General features: G+C 56.8%; 20 protein-coding genes and 2 pseudogenes. 18 read left to right on the top strand and 4 right to left on the bottom strand.

Annotated elements, in window-relative coordinates; genetic code table 11:
• Positions 1-40: 40 nt before the first annotated feature.
• The 8 genes from tsaE to ACR3FC_RS09230 all read left to right on the top strand — a co-directional run bounded on the left by tsaE (position 41) and on the right by ACR3FC_RS09230 (position 9,635).
• Complete coding sequence (tsaE, locus tag ACR3FC_RS09265) at positions 41-514, top strand: tRNA (adenosine(37)-N6)-threonylcarbamoyltransferase complex ATPase subunit type 1 TsaE (RefSeq protein ID WP_480474435.1); 474 nt, start codon at positions 41-43, stop codon at positions 512-514.
• On the top strand, positions 511-1,515 hold the full coding sequence (locus ACR3FC_RS09260) for an aminoglycoside phosphotransferase family protein (protein ID WP_480474433.1): 1,005 nt from the start codon (positions 511-513) through the stop codon (positions 1,513-1,515). The genes tsaE and ACR3FC_RS09260 overlap by 4 nt, the downstream gene beginning before the upstream one ends.
• Positions 1,512-2,198, top strand: a complete 687-nt coding sequence (locus ACR3FC_RS09255) for a nucleotidyltransferase family protein (RefSeq protein ID WP_480474431.1) — start codon at positions 1,512-1,514, stop codon at positions 2,196-2,198. Before ACR3FC_RS09260 ends, ACR3FC_RS09255 begins: the two co-directional genes overlap by 4 nt.
• Positions 2,191-5,115: a double-strand break repair protein AddB gene (gene addB, locus ACR3FC_RS09250; RefSeq protein ID WP_480474429.1), complete on the top strand. Its 2,925-nt coding sequence runs from the start codon at positions 2,191-2,193 to the stop codon at positions 5,113-5,115. Before ACR3FC_RS09255 ends, addB begins: the two co-directional genes overlap by 8 nt.
• Positions 5,112-8,471: a double-strand break repair helicase AddA gene (addA, locus tag ACR3FC_RS09245; RefSeq protein WP_480474427.1), complete on the top strand. Its 3,360-nt coding sequence runs from the start codon at positions 5,112-5,114 to the stop codon at positions 8,469-8,471. The genes addB and addA overlap by 4 nt, the downstream gene beginning before the upstream one ends.
• 60 nt (positions 8,472-8,531) lie before the next feature.
• On the top strand, positions 8,532-8,852 hold the full coding sequence (trxA, locus tag ACR3FC_RS09240; protein ID WP_209505247.1) for a thioredoxin: 321 nt from the start codon (positions 8,532-8,534) through the stop codon (positions 8,850-8,852).
• A gap of 73 nt (positions 8,853-8,925) precedes the next feature.
• Entirely contained in the window at positions 8,926-9,276 is a 351-nt protein-coding gene (locus ACR3FC_RS09235) for a Lin0512 family protein (protein ID WP_480474426.1), read from the top strand.
• The gene (locus tag ACR3FC_RS09230; protein WP_480474425.1) at positions 9,273-9,635 is read left to right on the top strand and encodes a Lin0512 family protein; all 363 of its coding nucleotides are present in this window, start codon (positions 9,273-9,275) and stop codon (positions 9,633-9,635) included. The genes ACR3FC_RS09235 and ACR3FC_RS09230 overlap by 4 nt, the downstream gene beginning before the upstream one ends.
• A 62-nt stretch (positions 9,636-9,697) precedes the next feature.
• Here ACR3FC_RS09230 and ACR3FC_RS09225 read toward each other — a convergent pair whose 3' ends face one another.
• Positions 9,698-9,892 carry a DUF1127 domain-containing protein gene (locus tag ACR3FC_RS09225; protein ID WP_209505251.1) on the bottom strand — a complete coding sequence of 65 codons (195 nt, stop codon included), beginning with the start codon at positions 9,890-9,892 and terminating at the stop codon, positions 9,698-9,700.
• Between the two features lie 197 nt (positions 9,893-10,089).
• Here ACR3FC_RS09225 and hslV point away from each other — a divergent pair, with 197 nt between their 5' ends.
• A complete protein-coding gene (gene hslV / locus ACR3FC_RS09220) occupies positions 10,090-10,647 on the top strand; it encodes an ATP-dependent protease subunit HslV (protein ID WP_480474424.1) in 558 nt (185 codons plus the stop codon).
• Here the strand turns inward: hslV and ACR3FC_RS09215 are convergent.
• A complete protein-coding gene (locus ACR3FC_RS09215; protein ID WP_480474423.1) occupies positions 10,639-11,880 on the bottom strand; it encodes an MFS transporter in 1,242 nt (413 codons plus the stop codon). The two genes, hslV and ACR3FC_RS09215, sit on opposite strands and share 9 nt — an antisense overlap.
• 191 nt (positions 11,881-12,071) lie before the next feature.
• On the opposite strand from ACR3FC_RS09215, the gene hslU reads away from it, so the two are divergent.
• The 5 genes from hslU (at position 12,072) to rfbA (ending at position 17,045) form a co-directional block, all read left to right on the top strand.
• Positions 12,072-13,379: an ATP-dependent protease ATPase subunit HslU gene (gene hslU / locus ACR3FC_RS09210; protein ID WP_480474422.1), complete on the top strand. Its 1,308-nt coding sequence runs from the start codon at positions 12,072-12,074 to the stop codon at positions 13,377-13,379.
• A gap of 311 nt (positions 13,380-13,690) precedes the next feature.
• Positions 13,691-14,248 (top strand): dTDP-4-dehydrorhamnose 3,5-epimerase, encoded by a 558-nt coding sequence (gene rfbC / locus ACR3FC_RS09205; protein WP_480474421.1) that lies wholly within the window; start codon positions 13,691-13,693, stop codon positions 14,246-14,248.
• A 3-nt stretch (positions 14,249-14,251) separates the two neighbouring features.
• Complete coding sequence (rfbB, locus tag ACR3FC_RS09200) at positions 14,252-15,295, top strand: dTDP-glucose 4,6-dehydratase (protein ID WP_480474420.1); 1,044 nt, start codon at positions 14,252-14,254, stop codon at positions 15,293-15,295.
• The gene (gene rfbD / locus ACR3FC_RS09195; RefSeq protein ID WP_480474419.1) at positions 15,292-16,158 is read left to right on the top strand and encodes a dTDP-4-dehydrorhamnose reductase; all 867 of its coding nucleotides are present in this window, start codon (positions 15,292-15,294) and stop codon (positions 16,156-16,158) included. Before rfbB ends, rfbD begins: the two co-directional genes overlap by 4 nt.
• A complete protein-coding gene (gene rfbA, locus ACR3FC_RS09190) occupies positions 16,155-17,045 on the top strand; it encodes a glucose-1-phosphate thymidylyltransferase RfbA (RefSeq protein WP_480474418.1) in 891 nt (296 codons plus the stop codon). The genes rfbD and rfbA overlap by 4 nt, the downstream gene beginning before the upstream one ends.
• Before the next feature lie 302 nt (positions 17,046-17,347).
• On the opposite strand, the gene ACR3FC_RS09185 is transcribed toward rfbA, so the two are convergent.
• Positions 17,348-18,523 carry a rhamnan synthesis F family protein gene (locus ACR3FC_RS09185; protein WP_480474417.1) on the bottom strand — a complete coding sequence of 392 codons (1,176 nt, stop codon included), beginning with the start codon at positions 18,521-18,523 and terminating at the stop codon, positions 17,348-17,350.
• A 159-nt stretch (positions 18,524-18,682) separates the two neighbouring features.
• Positions 18,683-19,440 (bottom strand): annotated as a pseudogene (locus tag ACR3FC_RS09180) (IS5 family transposase).
• Positions 19,441-19,533: 93 nt separating this feature from the next.
• Here ACR3FC_RS09180 and ACR3FC_RS09175 point away from each other — a divergent pair.
• From ACR3FC_RS09175 to ACR3FC_RS09160, 4 genes and pseudogenes are all read left to right on the top strand, one after another.
• Positions 19,534-19,692 (top strand): transposase, encoded by a 159-nt coding sequence (locus ACR3FC_RS09175; RefSeq protein WP_480474416.1) that lies wholly within the window; start codon positions 19,534-19,536, stop codon positions 19,690-19,692.
• Between the two features lie 140 nt (positions 19,693-19,832).
• Positions 19,833-20,141, top strand: coding sequence for an IS3 family transposase (locus tag ACR3FC_RS09170; protein WP_480476862.1), 309 nt, complete (start codon positions 19,833-19,835; stop codon positions 20,139-20,141).
• 73 nt (positions 20,142-20,214) lie between these two features.
• Positions 20,215-20,508 (top strand): annotated as a pseudogene (locus ACR3FC_RS09165) (integrase core domain-containing protein); the annotation flags it as partial.
• Between the two features lie 319 nt (positions 20,509-20,827).
• Positions 20,828-23,461 (top strand): rhamnan synthesis F family protein, encoded by a 2,634-nt coding sequence (locus ACR3FC_RS09160; protein ID WP_480474415.1) that lies wholly within the window; start codon positions 20,828-20,830, stop codon positions 23,459-23,461.
• Positions 23,462-23,473 lie beyond the last annotated feature (12 nt).

The following is a 23,473-nucleotide window of genomic DNA, read 5'->3' as shown; positions in this document are numbered from 1 at the left end:
CGGGGTTGCAGCCGATTGGGCAGAACGTCATTGTGGCGCCATGACGACGCCCCCCCAAACCCTGACCTTCAGATCGCCCGATGAAACCGCAGATTTTGCGACCCGTGTCGGGTCTTCGCTTGATGCCGGGGATGTCCTGTTGCTTAGTGGTGCAATCGGCAGCGGCAAGACGCATTTCGCACGCAGCCTCATTCAATCACTCATGCCTGAACCGGAAGATGTGCCGTCACCCACATTCACTTTGGTTCAGACCTACGACACCCCGGCCGGTGAGATCTGGCACTGCGATCTTTATCGGCTGAACGCGTTAGAGGAAGTGGATGAACTGGGTTTGGTCGATGCCTTTGACACAGCAATCTGCCTTGTGGAATGGCCGGAAAAGCTGGGCGCACTAGCCCCTGCCGCTGCGTTAAAGCTGGCCTTCGAAACAGACCCTGACACAGAAGATACCCGCCACGTGTCCTTGTCATGGGCCGATCCGAAATGGGTAAAAAAGCTGGAGAATGCCGGATGACAAACAGGACAGTCCTGGCAGAAGCCCTTATTGCACAAACTCCTTGGGCCGGGGCAACGCGTGCACCACTGGCCGGCGACGCATCGAACCGCCGGTACGAACGTGTGACCGATCCGGTCAGTGGGCGAACGGCTGTCCTGATGGATGCGCCACCTGACAAGGGCGAAAGCGTCGAATCGTTTGTGCGCATTGCCGAGTATCTGCGTTCGATTGGACTGAGTGCGCCCGAGATTTACGCAGAAGACGCTGAATATGGATTTCTGCTGCTGGAAGATCTGGGTGATGATCTGTTTGCACGTGTTCTGAAAAAAGACCCGTCCAAAGAACGCCTTTTGTACGAGGCCGCAACAGACGTGTTGCTTCACCTGCATCAGGCCCCATTATTGTCGCTACCGTCCTACGACCCGGCCCTGATGACGGACCTGGCGGCGCTGGCGCTTACGAAATATGCCGCTGGAATTCAGGGCAATGTTGATCAGGACGTTCTGGACCGGTTCGAACTTCGGTTTGCCGATATTCTGCACCGTGAAACCTCTGGGGGCAAAGTTGTCATTCAAAGGGACTATCACGCGGAAAACCTTCTTTGGCTGCCCGAGCGCGACGGCATAAGGCGCGTCGGATTGCTGGATTTCCAATTGGCCATGCTGGGGCACCCCGCCTATGATCTGGTGTCCTTGCTTCAGGACATTCGCCGCGATGTTTCGGTCGGGACAGAAATGCAGATGATCAACCGTTATATTGCAGAGTCAGGTATGGATGATCACGAGTTTCGGACCGCGTACAGCGTATTGGGCGCGCAGCGAAATCTTCGCATCCTTGGCGGTTTTTCGCGGCTGGCAACCGATTACGGCAAGCCGCAATATCTGGACATGATCCCGGCGGTCTGGTCGCACCTCATGCGGGATCTGGAACACCCTGCCCTTGTTTCGGTGGCCTCGCTGCTGCACGACGCTCTGCCCCGACCAACACCTCAGAATTTGGCCAGGCTGAGGCCCCAATGACCGGATCACCCTTTGCCGTAATGTTGTTTGCCGCCGGGTTTGGCACCCGTATGGGCGCGTTGACCAAGGACCGACCCAAACCGCTGATCGAAGTGTCCGGGCGCGCCCTGATCGACCACGCGCTGGATCTTGTCGACAACCTTGGCCCTGTTCGCACAGTGGCAAACGTGCATTACCACGCCGATCAGCTCGACGCGCATCTCAGGCCCAAAGGCATTCTGATATCGCCGGAAGAGCCGGAGATTTTGGAAACCGGCGGCGGGTTGCGCGCAGCCCTGCCATTGCTGGGCACCGACCCTGTGTTCACACTGAATACCGACGCAATCTGGTCCGGCCCAAATCCATTGATGCTGCTGCAAAACGCATGGGACCCGTCCCGCATGGATGCGCTTTTGATGTGTGTTCCGACTGCGCAGGCCATTGGTCACGACAGGCCGGGTGATTTTACCGCCGATCAGGTGGGGCGGATCACGCGTGGGCCCGGCTTGGTTTACGGGGGCGCGCAGATCCTCAAGACACAAGGGTTGCACGCCATTTCGCAACCGGCGTTTTCGTTGAACCTGCTTTGGAACCAGATGCACGATCAAGGGCGTTTGTTCGGCATTGAGTATCCCGGTCGCTGGTGTGATGTGGGCCACCCAGATGGGATCGCTCTGGCCGAGGATTTGCTGGCAGATGTTTGACCCCGGACCCCTGCCCCGCGTCTTCGCCGTCCCGCCCGGTACGGATTTCCCCAAGGCGTTGGTCGACGGCCTGAGGCGGCGTTGTTCAGGCCCGCCCGAGGCTTTGGCGCGGGTGGGGCTGGTGTTGAACACGCGGCGTATGGAACGGCGCGTACGTGATCTGTTCAATCAGGGGCCACCATGCCTGCTGCCCCGCATATCGCTGCTAACCGATCTGGGGGACAACGCTGATCTGGCGCATATTCCACCTGCCATCCCGCCCCTTCGGCGGCGTCTGGAATTGTCTCAGCTGGTGGCCAAATTGTTGGAACAACAACCGGATCTGGCCGCCCGGTCGTCGATTTTTGACCTGTCCGACAGTCTGGCGGCGCTGATCGACGAAATGCAGGGCGAAGGTGTGTCACCGGACACGATCCGGGGGCTGGATGTCAGCGACATGTCCGGCCATTGGGCGCGGGCTCAGAGCTTTATCGGTATCGCAGATCATTTCATTGACACGGGCTCGCAGGTGATGGACGCGCAGGCCCGCCAACGTCGCGTGGTCGAAAACCTGATCGCCCGCTGGCAAACCGATCCCCCCCTGCATCCGGTTATTCTGGCCGGGTCAACCGGTTCGCGCGGCACCACGCTGATGCTGATGGACGCCGTCGCGCGCTTGCCGCAAGGGGCGCTGGTACTGCCCGGATACGATTTCGACCAGCCGGATCACGTTTGGGAAGGGTTGGATGATGCGTTGACTTCGGAAGATCATCCGCAATACCGGTTTCGCAAGTTGATGCGCGGGCTGGGCCTGTCACCCGGCCAGATCACCCCCTGGACAGACCTGAACGCCCCCTCGCCTGCCCGTAACCGTCTGGTTTCCCTGGCTTTGCGCCCGGCCCCGATCACCGATGCCTGGATGAGCGAAGGCCCGAAACTGGCTGATCTACTCGGCGCAACCAAAGACCTGACACTGGTCGAGGCGCAATCACCGCGGGACGAGGCTTTGGCCATTGCCCTGCGCCTGCGACAGGCTGCTGAAACCGGTCAGACCGCCGCCCTGATCACGCCCGATCGCATGTTGACCCGTCAGGTCAGCGCCGCGCTGGACCGGTGGAACATTCTGGCGGATGACAGCGCCGGCCTGCCGCTGCAACTCTCGCCTCCGGGCCGGTTTCTGCGACATGTGGCTGGTCTGTTCACGCGCCGTCTGGAGGGCGAGGCGCTGCTTACCTTGCTAAAACACCCTTTGTGCCATGACGGCAGTGAACGCGGTAACCATTTGCTGCACACGCGTGATCTGGAACTGGACCTGCGCCGCAATGGCCCGCCATTTCCGGATGGCACCAGCCTCGCAGCATTTGCAGTACGCAAAGAAGCCCCCGAAAGCTGGGCCCACTGGGTTGTTCACCACTTCTGCGATCAACAGATCTGTGGCGAGTTGGCGCTTTCCGACTGGGTAGATCGGCTCACAACACTTGCCGAGGCGATCTCGGCCGGCAGTGCAGGTGAAACCGGCACGCTTTGGGACAAGAACGCGGGTCAAAAAGCGCTGGCAGTGCTGAATTCCTTCAGGGATGAGGCGCAACATGGCGGGCCGATGACAGCCCATGATTTTGCCGATCTTCTGGGCGCGTTGCTTGCAGGGGAAGAGGTCCGCGACCGCGACGCGCCACATCCGCATATCATGATCTGGGGCACACTCGAAGCGCGGGTACAAGGTGCGGACCTGTTGATCCTTGGCGGATTGAACGAAGGCAGTTGGCCAGAAGCTCCGGCTCCTGACCCCTGGCTGAACCGGCAGATGCGTGACAAAGCGGGGTTGTTGCTGCCCGAACGGCGGATTGGCCTGTCGGCGCATGATTTTCAACAGGCCATCGGCGCGCCCGAGGTCTGGCTAACCCGCGCAACCCGCTCGGACGATGCGGAAACGGTGCCGTCCCGTTGGGTGAACCGGCTGACAAACCTGTTGCAAGGCCTGCCTGAGCAGGGTGGCCCCCAAGCGCTGGCCGAAATGCGCGCCCGTGGCCAAAACTGGCTGAATTGGTCCGACGCTCTGGAAGACGCGCCGCGCATTGACCCCGCGCAACGCCCATCCCCGCGCCCGCCAGTTGCCGCGCGTCCACGTCACCTGTCAGTAACGGAAATCAAGCGGCTAATTCGCGATCCTTATGCCATCTATGCCAAGCATGTGCTGCGTTTGAAACCTCTCGACCCGCTTGTCCAGGCACCCGACGCGTTGCTGCGGGGGATCGTAATCCACGAAATCCTCGAACATTTCGTCAAGGATAGCGTGCTCGACAACGCCTTGCTGACGCGTGAGAATTTCCTGAAGCGCGCGCACGCATTGCTGGAGCAGCATGTCGCCTGGCCCACGGCGCGGCACCTGTGGCTTGCGCGACTGGAACGGATCGCAGACGACTTTATCAGCGCCGAACTTTCGCGCCGGGGTGATGGCGGGCCAGTGGCCTTTGAAGCGGCGATGAAGCTGGTGCTGAACCCGCTGGATTTCACCATAACAGGGCGCGCCGACCGGATCGATCACAACAGCCGGGGGGCCTTGCGGATCATCGACTATAAAACCGGCGCGCCTCCGACAGAAAGCCAGCAGTCCAAATTCGACAAGCAATTGCTGATCGAGGCCGCAATGGCCGAGCAGGGCGGTATCGAAGGGCTTGACCCGATGGCGGTGGCAGAGGCGATCTTCATCGGGATGGGTGGTGCCTATAAAGAGGTGCCCGCGCCGCTGCTGAAAGAACCCGCCGACAAGGTTCTAGCCGAGCTGAAAGAGCTGATTTCGGCTTATTTAGAATCTGATCAGGGGTATTCGTCCCGCCGAATGCTACACAAGGATACGGATATCGGTGACTATGATCATCTGGCCAGGTTCGGCGAGTGGGACCGGACAGCCGAAACGCGCCCCGAGGATTTGACATGAGCGCGCGCAACGAAGCAACCGAACGGCAGGTGCAGGCCGCGCGACCAGATGCCTCGACCTGGCTGGCCGCCAATGCGGGGTCTGGAAAGACACGGGTTCTGACCGATCGGGTGGCGCGCCTGCTGCTGGGTGGCGTCCAACCGCAGCACATTCTTTGCCTGACCTATACCAAAGCCGCTGCCAGCGAGATGCAGAACCGGTTGTTTGACCGTCTTGGCAAATGGGCCATGCTGGAAGATGCCAGGCTGCAAAAGGACCTGGCCGAATTGGGCGTGACTGGCACCATCGATTCAGATCGATTGGCCCAAGCGCGCACCCTGTTTGCCCGCGCCATTGAGACGCCGGGTGGCTTGAAGATTCAGACAATTCACTCTTTCTGCGCCTCGTTGCTGCGTCGTTTCCCGCTCGAGGCCGGGGTCAGCCCGCAGTTTTCGGAAATGGAAGACCGTGCGGCAGCTTTGCTAAGGGAAGAAATTGTTGAAGATTTTGCAGAAGGCCCGCAGGCCGGGCTGATCGAAGACGTGGCCCGGTTTGTCACCGATACAGGCTTTGACAAGCTGACTGCGGCGATCACCCAGAAACGCAACCTGTTCGCGCGGCAACTGGATTGGTCTGATCTTCTGCAACGCTTCGAACTGCCCTCGCATTTCGACGATAATGCGTTGTTCCAAAGCGTTTTTCAGGGTGGTGAGGTCCAGCTGATCCAATCAATGCTGCCCGTATTGCTCGAAAGTGGAGGCAATAATGCCAAGGCTGCGGCAAGGCTGGCAGGGTTCACCGACGCACGATTGGCTCACTTGCCCATGCTGGAAGACGTGCTGCTGACCGGAAAAGGCGCAAAAGAACCGTTTACCGCCAAGATCAACGGCTTTCCCACCAAACCCCTTCGCGAAGGTGCGCTGGCGGACCGGATGCCTCAACTCGAAGCTCTCATGCTGCGGGTCGAGGCCGCGCGTGAACGCCGACTGGCGCTGGTTGCCGCCCAGAAAACCGCCGTTTTGCACCGCTTTGCCGCTGCATTTCTACCGGAATATGAACGCCGCAAGCAGTTGCGGGGGTGGCTGGATTTCGACGACCTGATCCTGCGCGCACGTCAGGTTCTGAATGACCCGGCGGTGGCCGAATGGGTGCTGTACCGTCTAGACGGGGGTATCGACCACATTCTTGTCGACGAAGCGCAAGACACCAGCCCCGATCAATGGGATGTGGTCGAAAAACTGGCTCAGGAATTCACCAGTGGGGAAGGGGCCCGATCAGGGGTCGAGCGCACGATTTTCGTGGTCGGCGATAAAAAGCAATCGATCTATTCCTTTCAGGGCGCCGACCCGCAAGCTTTTGACCGGATGCAGGAAGAGTTTGACCGAAAACTCGCTGAATCAGGCTCTAAACTGTGGGATTCGACGCTGGAATATTCATTCCGATCCTCCAGCGCGATCTTGTCTCTGGTCGACACGCTTTTTGAGAACCGCGCCGATGCGGGATTTCAGAAGGAAAGCCAGCACCGCGCCTTCAAATCCGATTTGCCCGGTCGGGTTGATCTTTGGCCCGTCGTCGAGAAAGTCGAAGACGCGGAAGAGGGGGATTGGACCGATCCGGTGGACCGGCCCGGATCGCGGCATCATACCGTTATTCTGGCCAAACGGGTGGCTGAGACGATCAAAGAAATGATCGATGGCGGCGAAACGATCCCTGAAGACGGGGACACGCAGGGCCAGTTTGTTCGACGCAAAGTGCAACCGGGTGATTTTCTGATCCTTGTGCAACGCCGGTCCGACTTGTTTGCCGAAATCATTCGCGCCTGCAAGGTTGCCGGGCTTCCCATCGCCGGGGCGGACAGGCTGAAAGTGGGTGCCGAACTTGCGGTCAAGGATCTGGCTGCGCTGCTTAGCTTTCTGGCCACGCCCGAAGACAGCCTGTCGCTGGCGACAGTTCTGAAATCCCCACTGTTCGGATGGTCCGAGCAGCAGCTTTTCGATCTGGCCCATCGGCGGGAGGAGCAATTCCTGTGGGCTGCTTTGCGCAGACGCGCCGACGATTTCCCCAAAACCCTGGCCGTGCTGAACGATCTGCGCAGTCAGATCGACTTTCTGCGCCCCTATGACCTGATCGAACGCATTCTGACCCGACATGACGGGCGGCGAAACCTGTTGGGCCGACTGGGACCCGAGGCAGAAGACGGTATCAATGCCCTGCTGTCGCAGGCGTTGGCCTACGAGCGGACGGATATCCCCAGCCTGACGGGATTTCTGGTCTGGATGCAGACCGACGATCTGGAAATCAAACGACAGATGAGCGGGGTCGGCAATATGATCCGGGTGATGACGGTGCACGGCTCGAAAGGTCTGGAGGCTCCGATCGTCATTCTGCCGGATACCGGCAAACGTCAGCCGCCACGCGACGCCGAAATCATGGTGGCAGACGGGACACCGCTGTGGAAGGTTTCGGCAGACCAATCGCCAAACCTGATCACTCACGCCCGGTCAGAGGCGCGCACCCGCGAGGAAAACGAGCGGCTTCGCTTGCTATATGTGGCTCTAACACGGGCCGAAAAGTGGCTGATCGTGTCGGCGGCGGGTGATCTGGGTAAAGATGGCAACAGCTGGTACCAGATGGTAGAGGCGGCGATGGAAAAGGCCGGGGCAACGCAACTGCCTGGTTCAGATACACGTCGGCTGTCCCATGGCGACTGGGATGGGTTGCCATTGGTCGAGCAGTCAGTTGCATCGGCCAAACATGCAGAACTGCCCGACATGTTCCTGCACCCCGCACCGGAACCAGTTGTACCGGCGGCCTCTATCAGCCCTTCGGATCTGGGTGGGGCCAAGGCGTTGCCGGGTGACGCTGGTATGGATGAAGACGCTGCTAAACTGCGCGGAACCCGCGTGCACCTGCTGCTTGAGCATCTGCCCAAAGTCACGCAGAACCACTGGCCAGAGCTTTGTGCCCGCCTGCTGCCCGACATGAGGCAAGAGGATCAGGGCGCATTGCTGACCGAAGTCACAGGCGTACTGACATCCGAAAGCCTGCGACACATTTTCACGCCGGACACATTGGCCGAAATACCTGTTACTGCCGACCTGAACGGGCAGCGAATGTATGGGATTGTCGACCGCCTGATCGTGACAGACACCGATGTCCATGTGATTGATTTCAAATCAAATGCCACCGTTCCGAACCGGGTCAAAGATTGCCCCGAAGGGTTACTTCGCCAAATGGGCGCGTATGCGCAGGCCCTGTCGCAGATCTATCCAAACCATAAGATACGCACCGCAATCCTCTGGACAAGAACGGCAAATCTTATGTGGCTGCCACACGATCTTGTGACGGATGCCCTGGCCTGCACCCAGATATCTTGACCTTGCCTACTGCCGCCCCTACCTTCACAACCCAAGCGCATTTCATTCAGGAGACATAATATGTCGACCGTAGCCGTCACCGACGAAACCTTTGACGCCGAAGTCAAGAACTCGGACGTTCCAGTTGTAGTGGATTTCTGGGCCGAATGGTGCGGACCCTGTAAGCAGATCGGTCCGGCACTGGAAGAGCTGGCCGCCGAATATGGCGGCAAGGTCAAGATCGCCAAGGTGGACGTGGACAACAACCCGAACTCTGCCGCCGCCATGGGCGTGCGCGGCATTCCGGCGCTGTTCATCTTCAAGGACGGTCAGGTTGTATCGAATCGCGCAGGCGCTGCCCCCAAAGCCGCGCTGCAAAGCTGGATCGACGAATCCATCTAATCTGGCGATAACGAATTGTTCGAAAGGCGCCTCTGATCGGGGCGCCTTTTTTGTTGAATCGGCGGGGAAACCAATGGCGAAAACGCGCGTTCTTGTAGAGTTCGGGATGGGCACATCCCTGCGCCGGATGGACTATACCGAGGCGTCGCTGCGGGCGATCAGAGACGCGCTGTGGCACAACTCGGTCAATATGGCCGAGCTGTTTGGTTTCCCGAAAGAGGTGATGATCATCGATGCCGAGATCGGCGTGCAGCAGCCGGATCAAGTGGATACAGACGCCCTCAAAGCCGTTTTCCCTTATGGCCAGCCCAACATTACTGTCACAAAGGGTGGGCTGGACATCGAAAAACCGCATGGCGACGGCCACACGGTCATCGCCAACGCCGCACTGATCGTTTCTTGCGACATGGACCCTGCGCAATGAGTGAAAAGCGGATCATCCTGGAAATGGGCACCGGCAATGACCTTTATGGTCAGGATTATACCAAAGCAGCCCGCCGCGCGGTTCAGGACGCGCTGCATCATTCATCCATCACGCTGTTTTCAAAGCTGGGGATCGATCACAACGAAATGCGCGTGCGTGTGACAATCGGCGTTCAGAATCCGGAACAGGTGAACTGCGAGCTGGTTGCTGCCGACTTGCCACGGGGCCGGGCCGAGGTTCGCGCGGTCAAAGGTGGTCTGGATGTCGCCGATGAAGAGACTGGCACTCTGCACGTCATTGCAACTGCTGCGGTCGAGGCCTTTTTGCCCGATCTTGCCGGGAAATACGCCCAGGGCTGAGCAACGAAAAAGCCGCTCGGAAATCCGGGCGGCTGGTTCGGTTTGACGATCTGTCGGTTGGATCAGATTTTAGCGATATCCGCGCGGCTCAGACCGATATCGTCCAGCTGCGTGTCGCTGAGTTCCGACAGAAGGTTCCGTGTTTTACGGGCTTCATTCCATGCGACAACATTGTCGAATGCATTGATGAAAACGTCCGCCACGTGCAGGATGGTAGCTGCTCCGAGCGGCGCATGAATATTAGCTGTAGTTGCCATGTGCGCAGTCCTTATTGAAGAAACAGCCGACCCGTTGTCGGTTGTGAGCCTCATCTAGTACCGCTTGGCCGGACTCACAATTGCTGGTCCGGTAACCCCGAATTGCATTTTTTGCATATCTTTTGGGCAGTTTGGCAATGGGTTGCGCCAACAACCGGTCCGGCCCATATATACCGCCAGCAAAAGCGGAGACGATCATGGCAGATAACGACTTTCCCGGTTGGCACGGCACAACGATCATTGGCGTCAAGAAGGACGGTCATGTCGTCATTGCCGGCGACGGTCAGGTGAGTCTGGGTCAAACCGTGATCAAGGGCACAGCGCGCAAGGTGCGCCGCCTGTCTCCCGGAGGGTTCGAGGTCGTGGCAGGTTTTGCCGGATCGACAGCGGATGCCTTCACATTGCTGGAACGGCTCGAAGCCAAGCTTGAGGCTACGCCCGGTCAACTGGCCCGCGCCTCGGTTGAACTCGCCAAGGACTGGCGCACCGACAAGTATCTGCAAAAGCTTGAGGCGATGCTGATCGTGACAGACGGCAGAGATCTTCTTGTCATCACCGGGGCAGGGGACGTTCTGGAACCCGAACACAATGTGGCTGCCATCGGGTCGGGAGGCAATTTCGCTCTGGCCGCCGCGCGTGCCATGATGGACAGCGACAAATCCGCAGAAGACATCGCCCGGCAATCCATGGCCATCGCAGCAGATATCTGCGTCTACACCAATGGCAACCTGACGGTTGAGACGATCTCAGGCTAAAAGCGCCTTGATCTCTTTGCCTTTCCATCGACGGTGCATGCCGATCAACCCCAGGATCGCCGCAACGATCACGATGTAATAGGGCACGCGGATATCGATGCTCATCAATCCGCCACCGATCAGTGACATGATCCCTCCCGCAAGGCAGAACACGGCAGTGGCCACGCCCATGGCCCAGCCCTGATCCGCCTCGCTGACGCTTGAGGAGAACAGGCCCAACAGCGTTGGATAGGCGATGCCGAACAGGAAATAGAAGAAGAACACGGGGACATAGCTGAATACACCGCTTGGGCTGAAGGCAAAGGCAAACCCGCAAATGACCATCACCACAAGCGACGTGTAAATGATCGCGTGTTTGCTGAACCTTTCCTGGGCAGGCTTCACCAGGAACGTACTGGAAAAAGCCAGCGCCACACCGATGACAACCATCGCCACGCTGCCACCAATGACCCCATACCCGAATGCGCTGGTCAGGAAATTGTCGACAAACACGTAGAATGTGACATTGGCGATCATGAAAAACGAATAGACCGGCAGGATTTTCAGAACCAGCGGGTGTTCGCCAACTGCGATCAGACTGTCGGTAATATCGCGGGGACGAAACACAAAGGGCTCGCGCCTGGTTCGGGTGTCCTTGAAAAACAGAAGCACCAGAAATATCGCCACCAGAACCAACACGAACGCGCCATAGAACGGGGTTTTCAGCGTGGCAAAGCCGCCAAACAGCGCCGAATCCGACAAAACTGCGCCGATGATCGGCCCGCCGACAAGGCCAAAGCTGACACCTGTCACGATGTAGCCCATGTTTCGGTCCCGGTCAGACGCGTCAGTGCTGCCATCGATCATCGCTGCCTGCGCGATGGGCTGATTGCCCGCAGTGAACCCGGTAATCGAACGGCCGACGATCAGCAGAAGCAGGTTATTGAGATAAAGCGCCACAATGGTCAGCGCATATCCGGCCAACGCCCCCCCAAGGCAGACCAGCAACGCATTCTTTCGCCCGATCGAGTCAGACACTTTCGAGACATAAACAACACCCAGAAACCACGACAGGAAAAAGCATCCGATCACCAGACCGTAGTAAAAATGCCTACGGCCCACTGGCGTGCTTTCCGGCAGGAAACCTGAGCTCGTTTCCATGATCAGCGAATTGATGATGGGAAAGACCAGACCTTGCCCAATCAGATCCACAAACACCACAAACAACAGGGTAATCTTGGCAATCTTCGTCATTCTGTATGCTCCTGACGCTCGTAACCCTGACGCAACCGTAACAGAGGGTTCGTGTTTTCCCCAAGCAAAGGATTTGCAAACCGCATGAGGCATTGTTAACCAACGCGGCCAAGACCCGCGGTTTGCTTGTTTTCGTCAAAGCCATGATTACCTAGACCGCATCACGCAAATACGACCGAGAGGATTGCCCTTTGACCGACCTGACCCCGCGCGAGATTGTCTCGGAACTGGATCGATTCATTATCGGGCAAAAGGATGCCAAGCGCGCTGTGGCCGTTGCCCTGCGCAACCGCTGGCGCCGCAAGCAGTTGCCGGACGATATTCGCGAAGAGGTGTATCCAAAGAATATCCTGATGATCGGCCCCACCGGTGTCGGCAAGACCGAGATCAGCCGCCGTCTGGCCAAGCTGGCGCGCGCACCCTTTATCAAGGTCGAAGCCACGAAGTTCACCGAGGTAGGCTATGTCGGTCGCGACGTGGAACAAATCATCCGCGATCTGGCCGATGCCGCCATTCTGCAAACACGGGAATTCATGCGCGAAGACGTCAAGGCCAAAGCCTATCAGGCCGCCGAAGACCGCGTGATTGACGCCATCGCTGGTACGGATGCCCGTGAAGGCACACGAGAGATGTTCCGCAAAAAGCTCAAGGCGGGTGAACTGGATGAAACGGTCATCGAACTGGACGTCGCGGACAGTTCAAACCCAATGCCGATGTTCGATATCCCAGGACAACCTGGCAGTCAGATGGGGATGATGAATCTGGGCGATATCTTTGGCAAGGCGTTTGCCGGGCGCACTGTAAGGAAACGTCTGACTGTCGCCGAAAGCTATGACGTGCTGATCGGAGAAGAGGCAGACAAGCTGCTGGACGATGAGACGGTCACCCGCACCGCATTGGAATCGGTGGAACAGAATGGCATCGTTTTTCTGGACGAGATTGATAAGGTCTGTGCCCGCACAGAAGCGCGTGGCGGTGATGTAAGTCGCGAAGGGGTGCAGCGCGACCTGCTGCCCCTGATCGAAGGTACAACCGTCTCGACAAAACACGGTCCGGTGAAAACCGACCACATCCTGTTCATCGCATCCGGCGCGTTCCATATCGCCAAACCGTCAGACCTTTTGCCCGAGCTGCAAGGCCGTCTGCCCATCCGGGTAGAGCTGCGTGCGCTGACCGAGGAAGACTTCGTGCGCATCCTGACTGAAACCGACAACGCACTGACCCGGCAGTATACAGCCCTCATGGCCACCGAAGAGGTCACGGTTGGGTTTACCGAAGATGGTATTGCCGCCTTGGCACGGATCGCAGCCGACGTGAACCAGAGCATTGAAAACATTGGTGCGCGGCGACTTTACACAGTCATGGAACGGGTCTTTGAAGAGCTGTCATTCACTGCACCAGACAGGGCCGGAACAGAAATAACTGTCGACGCACAATTCGTGGACGACAATCTGGGTGAATTGACCAAATCAGCAGATTTGAGCCGTTACGTTTTGTAGCAGCTCGGATCCGATACTGCCGCTTTTCTGCGTTTCTTTCATCCGCTCTTTCGTTCCAAGCAAAGCGGTTTACTATTTGTGTGATTATATTTATGGCCACCGGCAAGGACTGGACAACCAGAAATTTAGCAAAGAGCCCAATCAAGAAGGTCGCCGAAACCATCAGACGCATAACTCGACAAAAGAGCTTGCCCATTCAATTTGTTCGCGCAGTCAGTTAACTACGCTCTGAAAATTTCGAATCGAAGTCACATTTCATACACGTGTGGCAAAGCCAAAACACAGGCAACAGGTGGTTGAGGTTAGGTGTTATGGAGATTGAGCAGACGGGGTTGTCGGGTGTGTTGGTTATTCGCCCGCAGCGGCATGGGGATTTGCGCGGGTTTTTTTCTGAGAGCTGGAACAAGGCGCGGCTGGAGGAGGCTGGGGTTGTGTTGCCGGAATTTGTGCAGGACAACCATTCGCTGTCGTCCGCGGTGGGGACATTGCGCGGCCTGCATTTTCAGGCGCCTCCGCATGCGCAGGGCAAATTGGTGCGGGCGGGCCGGGGGGCGCTTTATGATGTCGCTGTCGATATCCGCAAGGGATCGCCGACCTATGGGCAATCTTTCGGCATCGAGCTCAGCTTTGAGAACGGGCGACAGCTTTGGGTGCCGCCGGGTTTTGCCCATGGTTTTGTGACGTTAGAGCCCGACACCGAAATCTGCTACAAATGTACCAGCTCTTACAATGCGGATGCCGATGGGGGTGTGCGCTGGGACACCTGTGGTATTGATTGGCCCTTGCAGGGGAACCCGGTGCTGAGCGACAAGGACAGGATTGCGCCTGCCCTGGCCGATTTTGACAGCCCGTTTGTTTACGAAGGATAGAATATGAAACTGTTGGTGACAGGTGGTGCGGGTTTCATCGGGTCCGCGGTCGTGCGGCGTGCCATTGCTGATGGACATCAGGTCGTGAACCTTGATGCGCTGACCTATGCGGCCTGCCTCGACAATGTTGCCGAGGTTGCAGAGAACCCGAACTATGCCTTTGTTCACGCAGATATCCGCGACCCTGCGGCCCTGAAGGCGGTGTTTGCCGAACATGCGCCTGATGCGGTAATGCACCTGGCGGCAGAATCCCATGTTGACCGGTCCATCGACGGGCCGGGGGCTTTCATCGAAACCAATGTCCTGGGCACATACAACATGCTGGAGGCGGCGCGCAGCTATTGGGCCGGACAGGGAAAACCGGACACTTTCAGGTTCCACCATATCTCGACCGATGAAGTCTTTGGCAGCCTGGGGCCCTCCGGCCAGTTCACCGAGGATACTCCCTATGATCCGCGGTCACCCTATTCCGCATCGAAAGCCTCCAGCGATCATCTGGTCCGGGCCTGGCACGAGACCTATGGCCTGCCGGTGGTGCTGACCAACTGTTCGAACAATTACGGACCCTATCATTTCCCTGAAAAGCTGATCCCCGTTGTGATCCTGAACGCAATCGCGGGCAAGGCGCTGCCGATCTATGGTGACGGCTCGAATGTCCGCGACTGGCTGTATGTCGAGGATCACGCCGACGCGCTTTTGCTGGTGGTGCAAAAGGGGGCTGTCGGCCGGTCCTACAACATCGGTGGCGAGAACGAGCGCAGCAATCTGGAACTGGTGCAGACGCTTTGCACGATCCTGGACGATCTGCGCCCGAAACCGCAGGGGGTCTATGCGGACCAGATCACCTTTGTCACAGACCGCCCCGGGCATGATGCGCGTTACGCCATCGATCCCTCGCGGATGCGCAACGAAATGAACTGGCGCCCATCCGTGACGGTAGAGGAGGGTCTGCGCAGAACGGTTGAATGGTACCTGAACAATGAAGAGTGGTGGCGGTCCCTGCAAGGCCGGTCCGGCGTTGGCGAACGGCTGGGGGTCAGCGCGTGAAACTTCTGGTCTTCGGGGCGACCGGTCAGCTGGGCCGGGAACTGATCCGGTGTGGCGGGGAAATCTCGGTTGAAGCGCTTGGGCGCGACAAGGCGGATTTTACCGATCCCGAAGGGTGCGCGGCCTTAGTTCGCAACACCGATGCGGATGCGGTGATCAACGCCGCCGCATATACCGCCGTCGACAAGGCCGAAGCGGAGGAAGACCTTGCCCTGCTGATCAACGGAGCCACGCCCACGGCGCTGGCCAAAGCCGCGGCCGGGCGCGGATTGCCGTTTGTTCAGGTCTCGACAGATTATGTGTTTGACGGGGCGGGCACGGCCCCGTTCTTACCCAACCACGCGACCGGCCCGCTGGGCGCCTATGGGCGCACCAAGCTGGCGGGTGAGGCCGGTGTGATTGCGGCGGGCGGACCCCATGCAATCATACGAACCTCGTGGGTGGTGTCGTCACATGGGCATAACTTCGTCAAAACCATGCTGCGCCTCGGCAAAGAGCGTGACCACCTGACGATCGTCGCAGACCAGATTGGCGGTCCAACCCCGGCATCGGCACTGGCCGGGGCCTGTATCGGCGCGGCCCGTGCCCTTTTGACAAACCCGGATGAAAAGACCGGAATTTACCATTGCAGCGGTGGCCCTGATGTCAGCTGGGCCGATTTTGCCCGCGAGATCTTCGATCAGGCCGGCATTGACTGCAATGTCGAAGACATCCCGTCCAGCGCATACCCGACCCCCGCGAAACGCCCCCTGAACAGCCGCCTGGACTGCACGACACTGACAACGGACCTGGGCGTGCCCCGTCCGGATTGGAAGGCGGGCCTGCACAGCATACTTGAAGACCTTGGAGAGCTCGGCACATGACGACCCGGAACGGCAAGAAACGCAAAGGTATCATTCTGGCAGGCGGGTCAGGTACCCGTCTTTATCCGATCACGATGGGCGTCTCGAAGCAGCTTTTGCCCATCTATGACAAGCCGATGATCTATTACCCCCTTTCGGTGCTGATGCTGGCCGGGATCCGCGACATCGCGATGATCACGACGCCGCAGGATCAGGAGCAGTTTCAGCGCCTGTTGGGCGACGGAAGCCAATGGGGCCTGTCCCTGACCTGGATTGTTCAACCTTCTCCTGACGGGTTGGCGCAAGCCTATATTCTGGCAGAAGACTTTCTGGATGGTGCCCCCTCGGCCATGGTGCTGGGCGACAACATTTTCTTCGGGCACGGCCTGCCCGAGATCCTGCAATCGGCAGACGCCAAAGAGACGGGAGGCACCGTCTTCGGCTATCGGGTCGCTGATCCCGAACGCTACGGGGTCGTGGCCTATGACGAGGCTGGCGCCGTCACCCAGATTGTCGAGAAACCTCAAGTGCCGCCATCGAACTACGCCGTGACCGGGCTGTACTTTCTGGACGGCTCTGCCCCTGAACGGGCCCGCGCCGTAAAACCGTCTGCACGCGGCGAGCTTGAGATTGTCACCTTGCTTGAAATGTACCTTGAGGCCGGGTTGCTCAGCGTCAACCGCATGGGACGCGGTTATGCCTGGCTGGATACCGGAACCCATGCAAGCCTGCTGGACGCCGGAAACTTCGTGCGCACGCTTCAGGACAGGCAAGGCCTGCAAACCGGATCACCCGACGAAATCGCCCATACGCTGGGCTGGATCAACGACCACGACCTCGAAGCCCGCGCCCGCAAATTCGGCAAAAACGAATACGGAAAATACCTCAAAAACCTGCTCAGTCATTAGGCTAAGCCAGCGGCATCTGCTGTGGTAAGGCGGTTCCAGAAAACTTCGCAAATTGAGTCAAGCGGGTTTGGTTCCTGATCCCGCAACTTAACACCATGCCTTTCACTGGCGGTAAGGTGTCTCGCACGCTCCCCTGCGCTTGCCGGTGGATCGTCAACCATGGTCTGTCGGAAAAACACATTTAAGTCAAACTGATCGGCAGAAGAGAAGAGCGGCTGAAAAAAACTGATCCCGTTCAGTTTTCATGGAGCGGCTCAGTCTTGCTTTGCCCAATCACAGCCGGAATCCTGAAGCTTGTTACTTCACTGTATATGGGTTTCCGCGTCTTGGCGTACTATTTTGGATGCTTCTTGTTGAATGTCCTGGCCCACCGGCCCTCGGATTCGGGAAATAATTGCCAACATCAACCCAGCCCCCTTCGGGGATAGCCACAGCGGAGACTTTTTGAGAAACTGAAAACCACGATGAGACATAGTGTAGGATGGCAGGCAATAGGCGCAGGCGTAACGCGACACGCTTGTCAGGATAAATGCAATACGGTCGGAACGCCCCTCTGCGCTAAGTGCATCAAGGCTCAAAACTTGTTCTTTTACTGCGTCCAAGGCAACGTCGCCGGGAATAACGTCGCCGGGAATGATAAGTTCCCGCGCAACCCTATCGACTTCCTTGTCCGTCAAGGCTGCCAATTCGCGGTCAAGCGCATCAACCTCGCATGTGGCGCGATGCGTATACCCATGCTTCAAAACCCATTGTGACAATCCAATTTCACCACGGCGTACCGTTCTTGTTTTGTCATTTCGAATTTCTAGTTTGCGCCAGTACTTTACAAAACCTGGGTTTCTTAAGATGGCTGGACCAATACCAAGTGCATAAGAAGCATAGTGGAAATTTCGGTGCGTCACTCGAAACTTCCACGTAATTTCCCGAAATTTCGCCGGATCGACCCGAGGCATCGCAAAGTTGGAAGTAGCTGCTGCGAAATCCACATCTAAGTCGCGGGCGTCATCAAACCAAGTGCGTTTTTGTGGGACCAACCATGCGGAATCATTTAAGAGCCAAAGCCGAGTCAGCTCTGGGAAACGGTTGGCCACCTCCAGTACGCCATCCCGGTACCCGCCAAAATCATATCCGAAGTTTGGACGTTCTATAATCAGTGAAGCGTGTGGGCTAAGTTCAGCAAAATCTGCCGTGCTGAGCGGCAGATTGGATACGACGACTGGGGAAATGCCTGCCTGAACCATCTGCTCCAAGGCATACAGATGGGAAGGCAAGACTCCCGTTTTAGGAAAAATAAGAAATATTCCGATTTCTGAACCAAATGAAACTGCGCCTCGAGAGCGCTTCACTTGCCGAGACAATACCCAGTCGTAATACCGACGGAGATATAAATGCCGCAAAAGCTCGGCGGGTAGGTGCATGAGCTTGCGGCCCGCGCGCGCCAATTCTCGCTGAATTTTCCATAACGGTGGTAAATTCATTCACACTTGTCCAATTGTCGTTTCGATTTCAGTTTCCAAGCTGACTAGGTCGTCACAAATGGGCCGAACTCTTAATCTAAGTATCAACTGATACTGAATGGTTCGAAACGCCTCTAGCACATGCCCTTGGGTTTCAAAACCCAAAACTAGGGTCAGGACTCATAGCCAGTAAATGACGAGTGCGGCGAGTGCGATGGCAGAGAGGAAGACTTTTGGGCAGCGGTCGTATCGGGTTGCCACGCGCCGCCAATCCTTGAGCCTGCCGAACATGATCTCGATCCGATTTCGGCGTTTGTATCTGCGCTTGTCGTACTTGACGGGTTTCTTCCGCTGTTTTCGGCCAGGGATGCAGGCGCGTATCCCTTTGTCTTTCAACGCTTCCCGGAACCAATCTGCGTCATAACCGCGATCCCCGAGCAGCCAATCGACGTTCGGCAGGCTGCTCAGTAATGCCCGCGCTCCGATGTAATCGCTGACTTGCCCGGCTGTGATGAACAGATTAAGAGGACGTCCCTGACTGTCACAAATCGCGTGGAGCTTGGTGTTCATTCCTCCCTTGGTGCGTCCGATCAGGCGTCCGCGCCCCCCTTTTTCACGCCCATGCTGGTCGCTGTTCGGTGGGCCTTGAGATAGGTCGCGTCGATCATGACAGTCTTCTGTTCGCCGTGCTCGGCAGCCAGACCCGCCATCATCCGGGCGAAGACACCCTTGTCGCTCCACCGCTTCTAGCGATTGTAGAGCGTCTTGTGCGGGCCATAGGCTGTAGGCGCATCACGCCATCGTAACCCGTTGCGATTGACGAAGATAATACCGCTCAAAACACGTCGATCATCGACTCGGGGCTTGCCGTGGGATTTCGGGAAGAAGGGCTCAAGACGCGCCATATGCGCATCCGTCAGCCAGAAAAGATCAGACATGTTCACCGCTCGTTTTTCGAACCGTGAATCACGACCCTCCGCGCAAATCAATGGGTCCTGAGCCTAGAATTCCATCCAAGAAAAGGATGGACCATGAAACGCAGATTTTGTGATGAGCAGATCATTGGGATGATCAAAGAGTATGAGGCAGGCGTGAAAGCGCAGGTGCATTGTCGCAGATACGGCATCAGTGATGCGACCTTCTATAGGTACAAAGCAAAGTTTGGCGGCATGAACGTGTCTGATGCCTAGACGCAGCAGGCGCTGGAAGACGAGAACAACAAGCTGAAGCGCATGTTGGCGGATGCGATGCTGGACAATGAAGCCCTTAGGGATCTCGCGACAAAAAACTACTGACGCCTGATGTGAAGCGACGAGCCGTGCGCGATGTGATGGATTGGTACGGCTTGTCTGAGCGTTGGGCGTGTGAATTGGCTGATTTGCATAGGTCAGTCTTTCAGTATCAGAAGCGGGATCAGGGCGATGGTGCAATACGCAAAAGGCTGCACGAACTGGCGAAAGAGCGTCGTCGGTTCGGCTATCGTCGTTTGGGCATCTTGTTAGCCAGGGAAGGTTTTGAGGTGAACCACAAGAAACTGTTCCGGCTCTATCGCGAAGAAGGGTTGGCTGTGCGTCGTAGACGGTCTCCTCTGCAGGGTGGTTTGTCGCAAAATCACGTAAGACCCGAGAACAGACTATGATCGCCTGCTGCGCTATTTGATGGCCGCGCAGGCAAACATAGCCTCTTTATCAACATCATTCCTAATATGTTGCGGGACCGAAATCATTGCGCAGATGGTATGTGGCTGGATCGCGGCGGTCGGGGCGAATACGGCCTACATCAAACCGGGATCACCATGGGAGAACAAATACTGCGAAAGCTTCAACGCACGGTTCCGCTACAACCTGTTGACTGGTGAATTCTTCTACAGCTTGTGGGAAATCCAAATCCGGATCGAGCATTGACACGTCCACTACAACACCGTCAGGCCGCATAGCGCATTGGGGTATCGTCCGCCTGCGCCGAAAAGCACCTTGCTGATGGACCAAAGGCCAGCATTGCACTAACAATCAAACCGGCCCACCCGGTGGAGACGCGCCAGGTTTTGCTTCGCGATCATCTGATAATTTGGCGATATCCAGCTGACCAGTTCAGTTTGGAAGGACACAGACCTCAAAAAGCTTGATCCAGAGGAACAATCAAGTATGACAACCGTACATCAGCGACCACATGAAGGAAATTGTTTGATTATCCAGCGTGGTCGTAGCCACTTCGGACGAACTGGATAACCAAAAGTTGAGGTAGTCATAAGTGTTCAGGGCTGGCTCCACCATTTAGGGGCCTCAGCTGGCCAAATTACACTCTATTGCATAAGCAGATTTCTGAATGTCAAAAAATAAATCCAATGAAACAAGCGGTCCCCACACGTTGCGGGAATTGGATGCCGAGAATGCACAAGCTTCGCGCAATGAGATTCTCGCAGAACTGTCGCGAACAGCTGCGGAACTTGAATACCTGCGCACTACGTCTCAGGAAAGCCAAAATCTTTTTTATGAATTGGCCGAAGCACGGGACAAGCCCTGGGAATCGCTGAAGCACAAACAAGTAAGCAAGTTTCTTTATTGGCTTGCCAGACAGGAGTCTTTGTTTTCCGAACGCCGCCGAGAGCGCTTTTTGTCCTCGGCCAAAAAGCGCGACCCCAAGCGCTCAATACAACATTTGGCTGAGATGGGCGCACTCGAAAGTTCAGACGGTGGCGGCAGCTTTGCACGCACCAAAAACCAAGATAACTCTTCGAGGGGTTCGACCCTAGCCAAAGTGACGAATCGGAAACATGACAGCACCGTTATGGTTGTGAGTCATGATGCCACTCGGACAGGTGCTCCAATACTTGCTTTGAACCTCGTTAAAGAGCTTGGCAAAAACCACAATGTTATATCCGTCACCCTTGGTGGTGGCGAACTTGCTAATGAATTTCGAGCCGAGAGCGTAGAGTTTTTCGAACTTAACCGTAGGTCCGTAAAACAAGCTGAAATTACAAAGAGGATTGTAGAGATTTGCGCCAAGAATGGTGTAAGGGCCGGATTCGTAAACAGTGTTGAATCCAGATCCACCCTTCCCGGCCTCAGGGCGGCAGGCATTCCGTCGGTCGCCCTACTGCATGAATTTGCCACCTACATTCGGCCTACGACCGCATTCTCTGATGTCCTCGTGAACGCGGACCATGTCGTGTTCTCCGCGGACATAACTTTGGACAATGTGCTTTCCGAACTTGGGGTGGAAAGGCCGGTGAATGTCCATATTTTGCCTCAGGGCAAGTGTAGTAGCCAATCGGCCGACGAAGCGCCCAACAAGATCGAAACGGCCTGGTTAGACAGTGTGCTTAGACCTGGCGGAGCAGCGGATGAAACCTTTGTCGTTATCGGTGCGGGTACGATTGAAACACGCAAGGGGATTGATCTGTTCGTTGAAGTGGCCAATAGGGTCATTCGGGGTCCCGGAGGTGGACGCTTCCGGTTCGTTTGGTTCGGACACGGCTACGATCCAGTTCGTGACACACAGCGTTCGGCCTACTTGGCGGATCAGATCGAACGGGCAGGGATTCAATCGCAAGTGCAAATCGTGCGCTCAACGACAGAGATCGAACACGTCTACAAAACCGCGGATCTGTTGTTGCTTTCGTCTCGTCTCGACCCACTTCCGAACGTGGCTATCGATATGCTTGTTGCGAACAAGCCTATGGTTTGCTTTGAGCGCACGACGGGCATAGCCGACCTGTTAGAGTCCGCGGGCTTGAAAGAGGCCTGTATAGCTAGCTTCCTTGACACGACAGAGATGGCCGAAAAGATTGTTGCGTTGGCTCATGATGCTGACCTTCTTGCGGACGTACTGGCACGAAGCCAGAAGTTGGCGCGCGAAACCTTCGATTTTGCGGCATACACCCATCGGCTGGAGAACCTAGTCGTTAGGGGCGGGTGTAAATCGGAAAACATTATCAGGGATGCGAAGCGGTTGAAAACGTCGGGCGCATTTCGACAGGACTTCTTCAGTAATCCACTTAAAGAGAAGACGACCCAGGATCAGGACATTAAGAACTACCTGAATTCAAATGTGAGCGGTGCACCTTCACGGAAACCTGTGCCAGGCTTCAATCCTCTGATCTACGCGGAGGAACACGGATGGAAATTGTCCAACGACCCCTTCATTTCCTATATTGACGAAGGCTGTCCGGAAGGGCGCTGGAAGTCCGAAGTTATAAATGAGACTAGCGGCATCGACCCGGATGTGTTGCGTACGACAAAAGTGGCCCTTCATATCCACGCATTTTTCCCTGATGAAGTCGGAAACATCTTAACGCGCTTGTCTGCGAACCAAGTAAAACCCAGCTTGTTCGTAAGCGCACCGCAAAGCCAGTTAGAGCTGGTTAAAGACGTTATAAGCACTTACAACGAGCAGGTTGTCGCTCTGCGAGCTGTCCCGAATAGAGGTCGAGATATTGCGCCGTTTCTTACTGAATTCGGTCAGGAGATGGCGGCGGATTTCGACATTGTTGGGCATCTGCACACGAAAAAATCCGGGGATGTTCAGGATCGAAAGGTCGTTGCGAACTGGGTCGAATTCCTAATGCAAAATACCGTAGGCGGTAAGATCGACCCGACAATGCTCGACCGGATTGTGACGGCTATGGCAAAGAAGCCGGAGGTCGGCATAGTTTATCCTGACGATCCCAATCTTCTCGGTTGGGCGAAAAACAAGGCTATCGCCGGTCACATCGCACAACGACTAGGGATAACAAAACTTCCGCAGCATATTAACTACCCGATGGGTACTATGTTCTGGGCGCGCGCGGATTTGATCGAACGATTTCTTGAGCTAAACTTGGGGTGGAACGATTATCCGGCAGAACCCGTGCCTTACGACGGCTCGTCCTTGCACGCGATTGAGCGGCTCTTTGGTGTGGCGCCAGCGAGTTTCGGTTATCGCACCGGTGTGACTAATGTGCGCGGGCTAACTCGATGAGACGCAGTTCAA

It is taken from the genome of Ruegeria sp. AF3, assembly GCF_056536285.1.
This window is presented reverse-complemented; position numbering and strand designations above follow the sequence as displayed.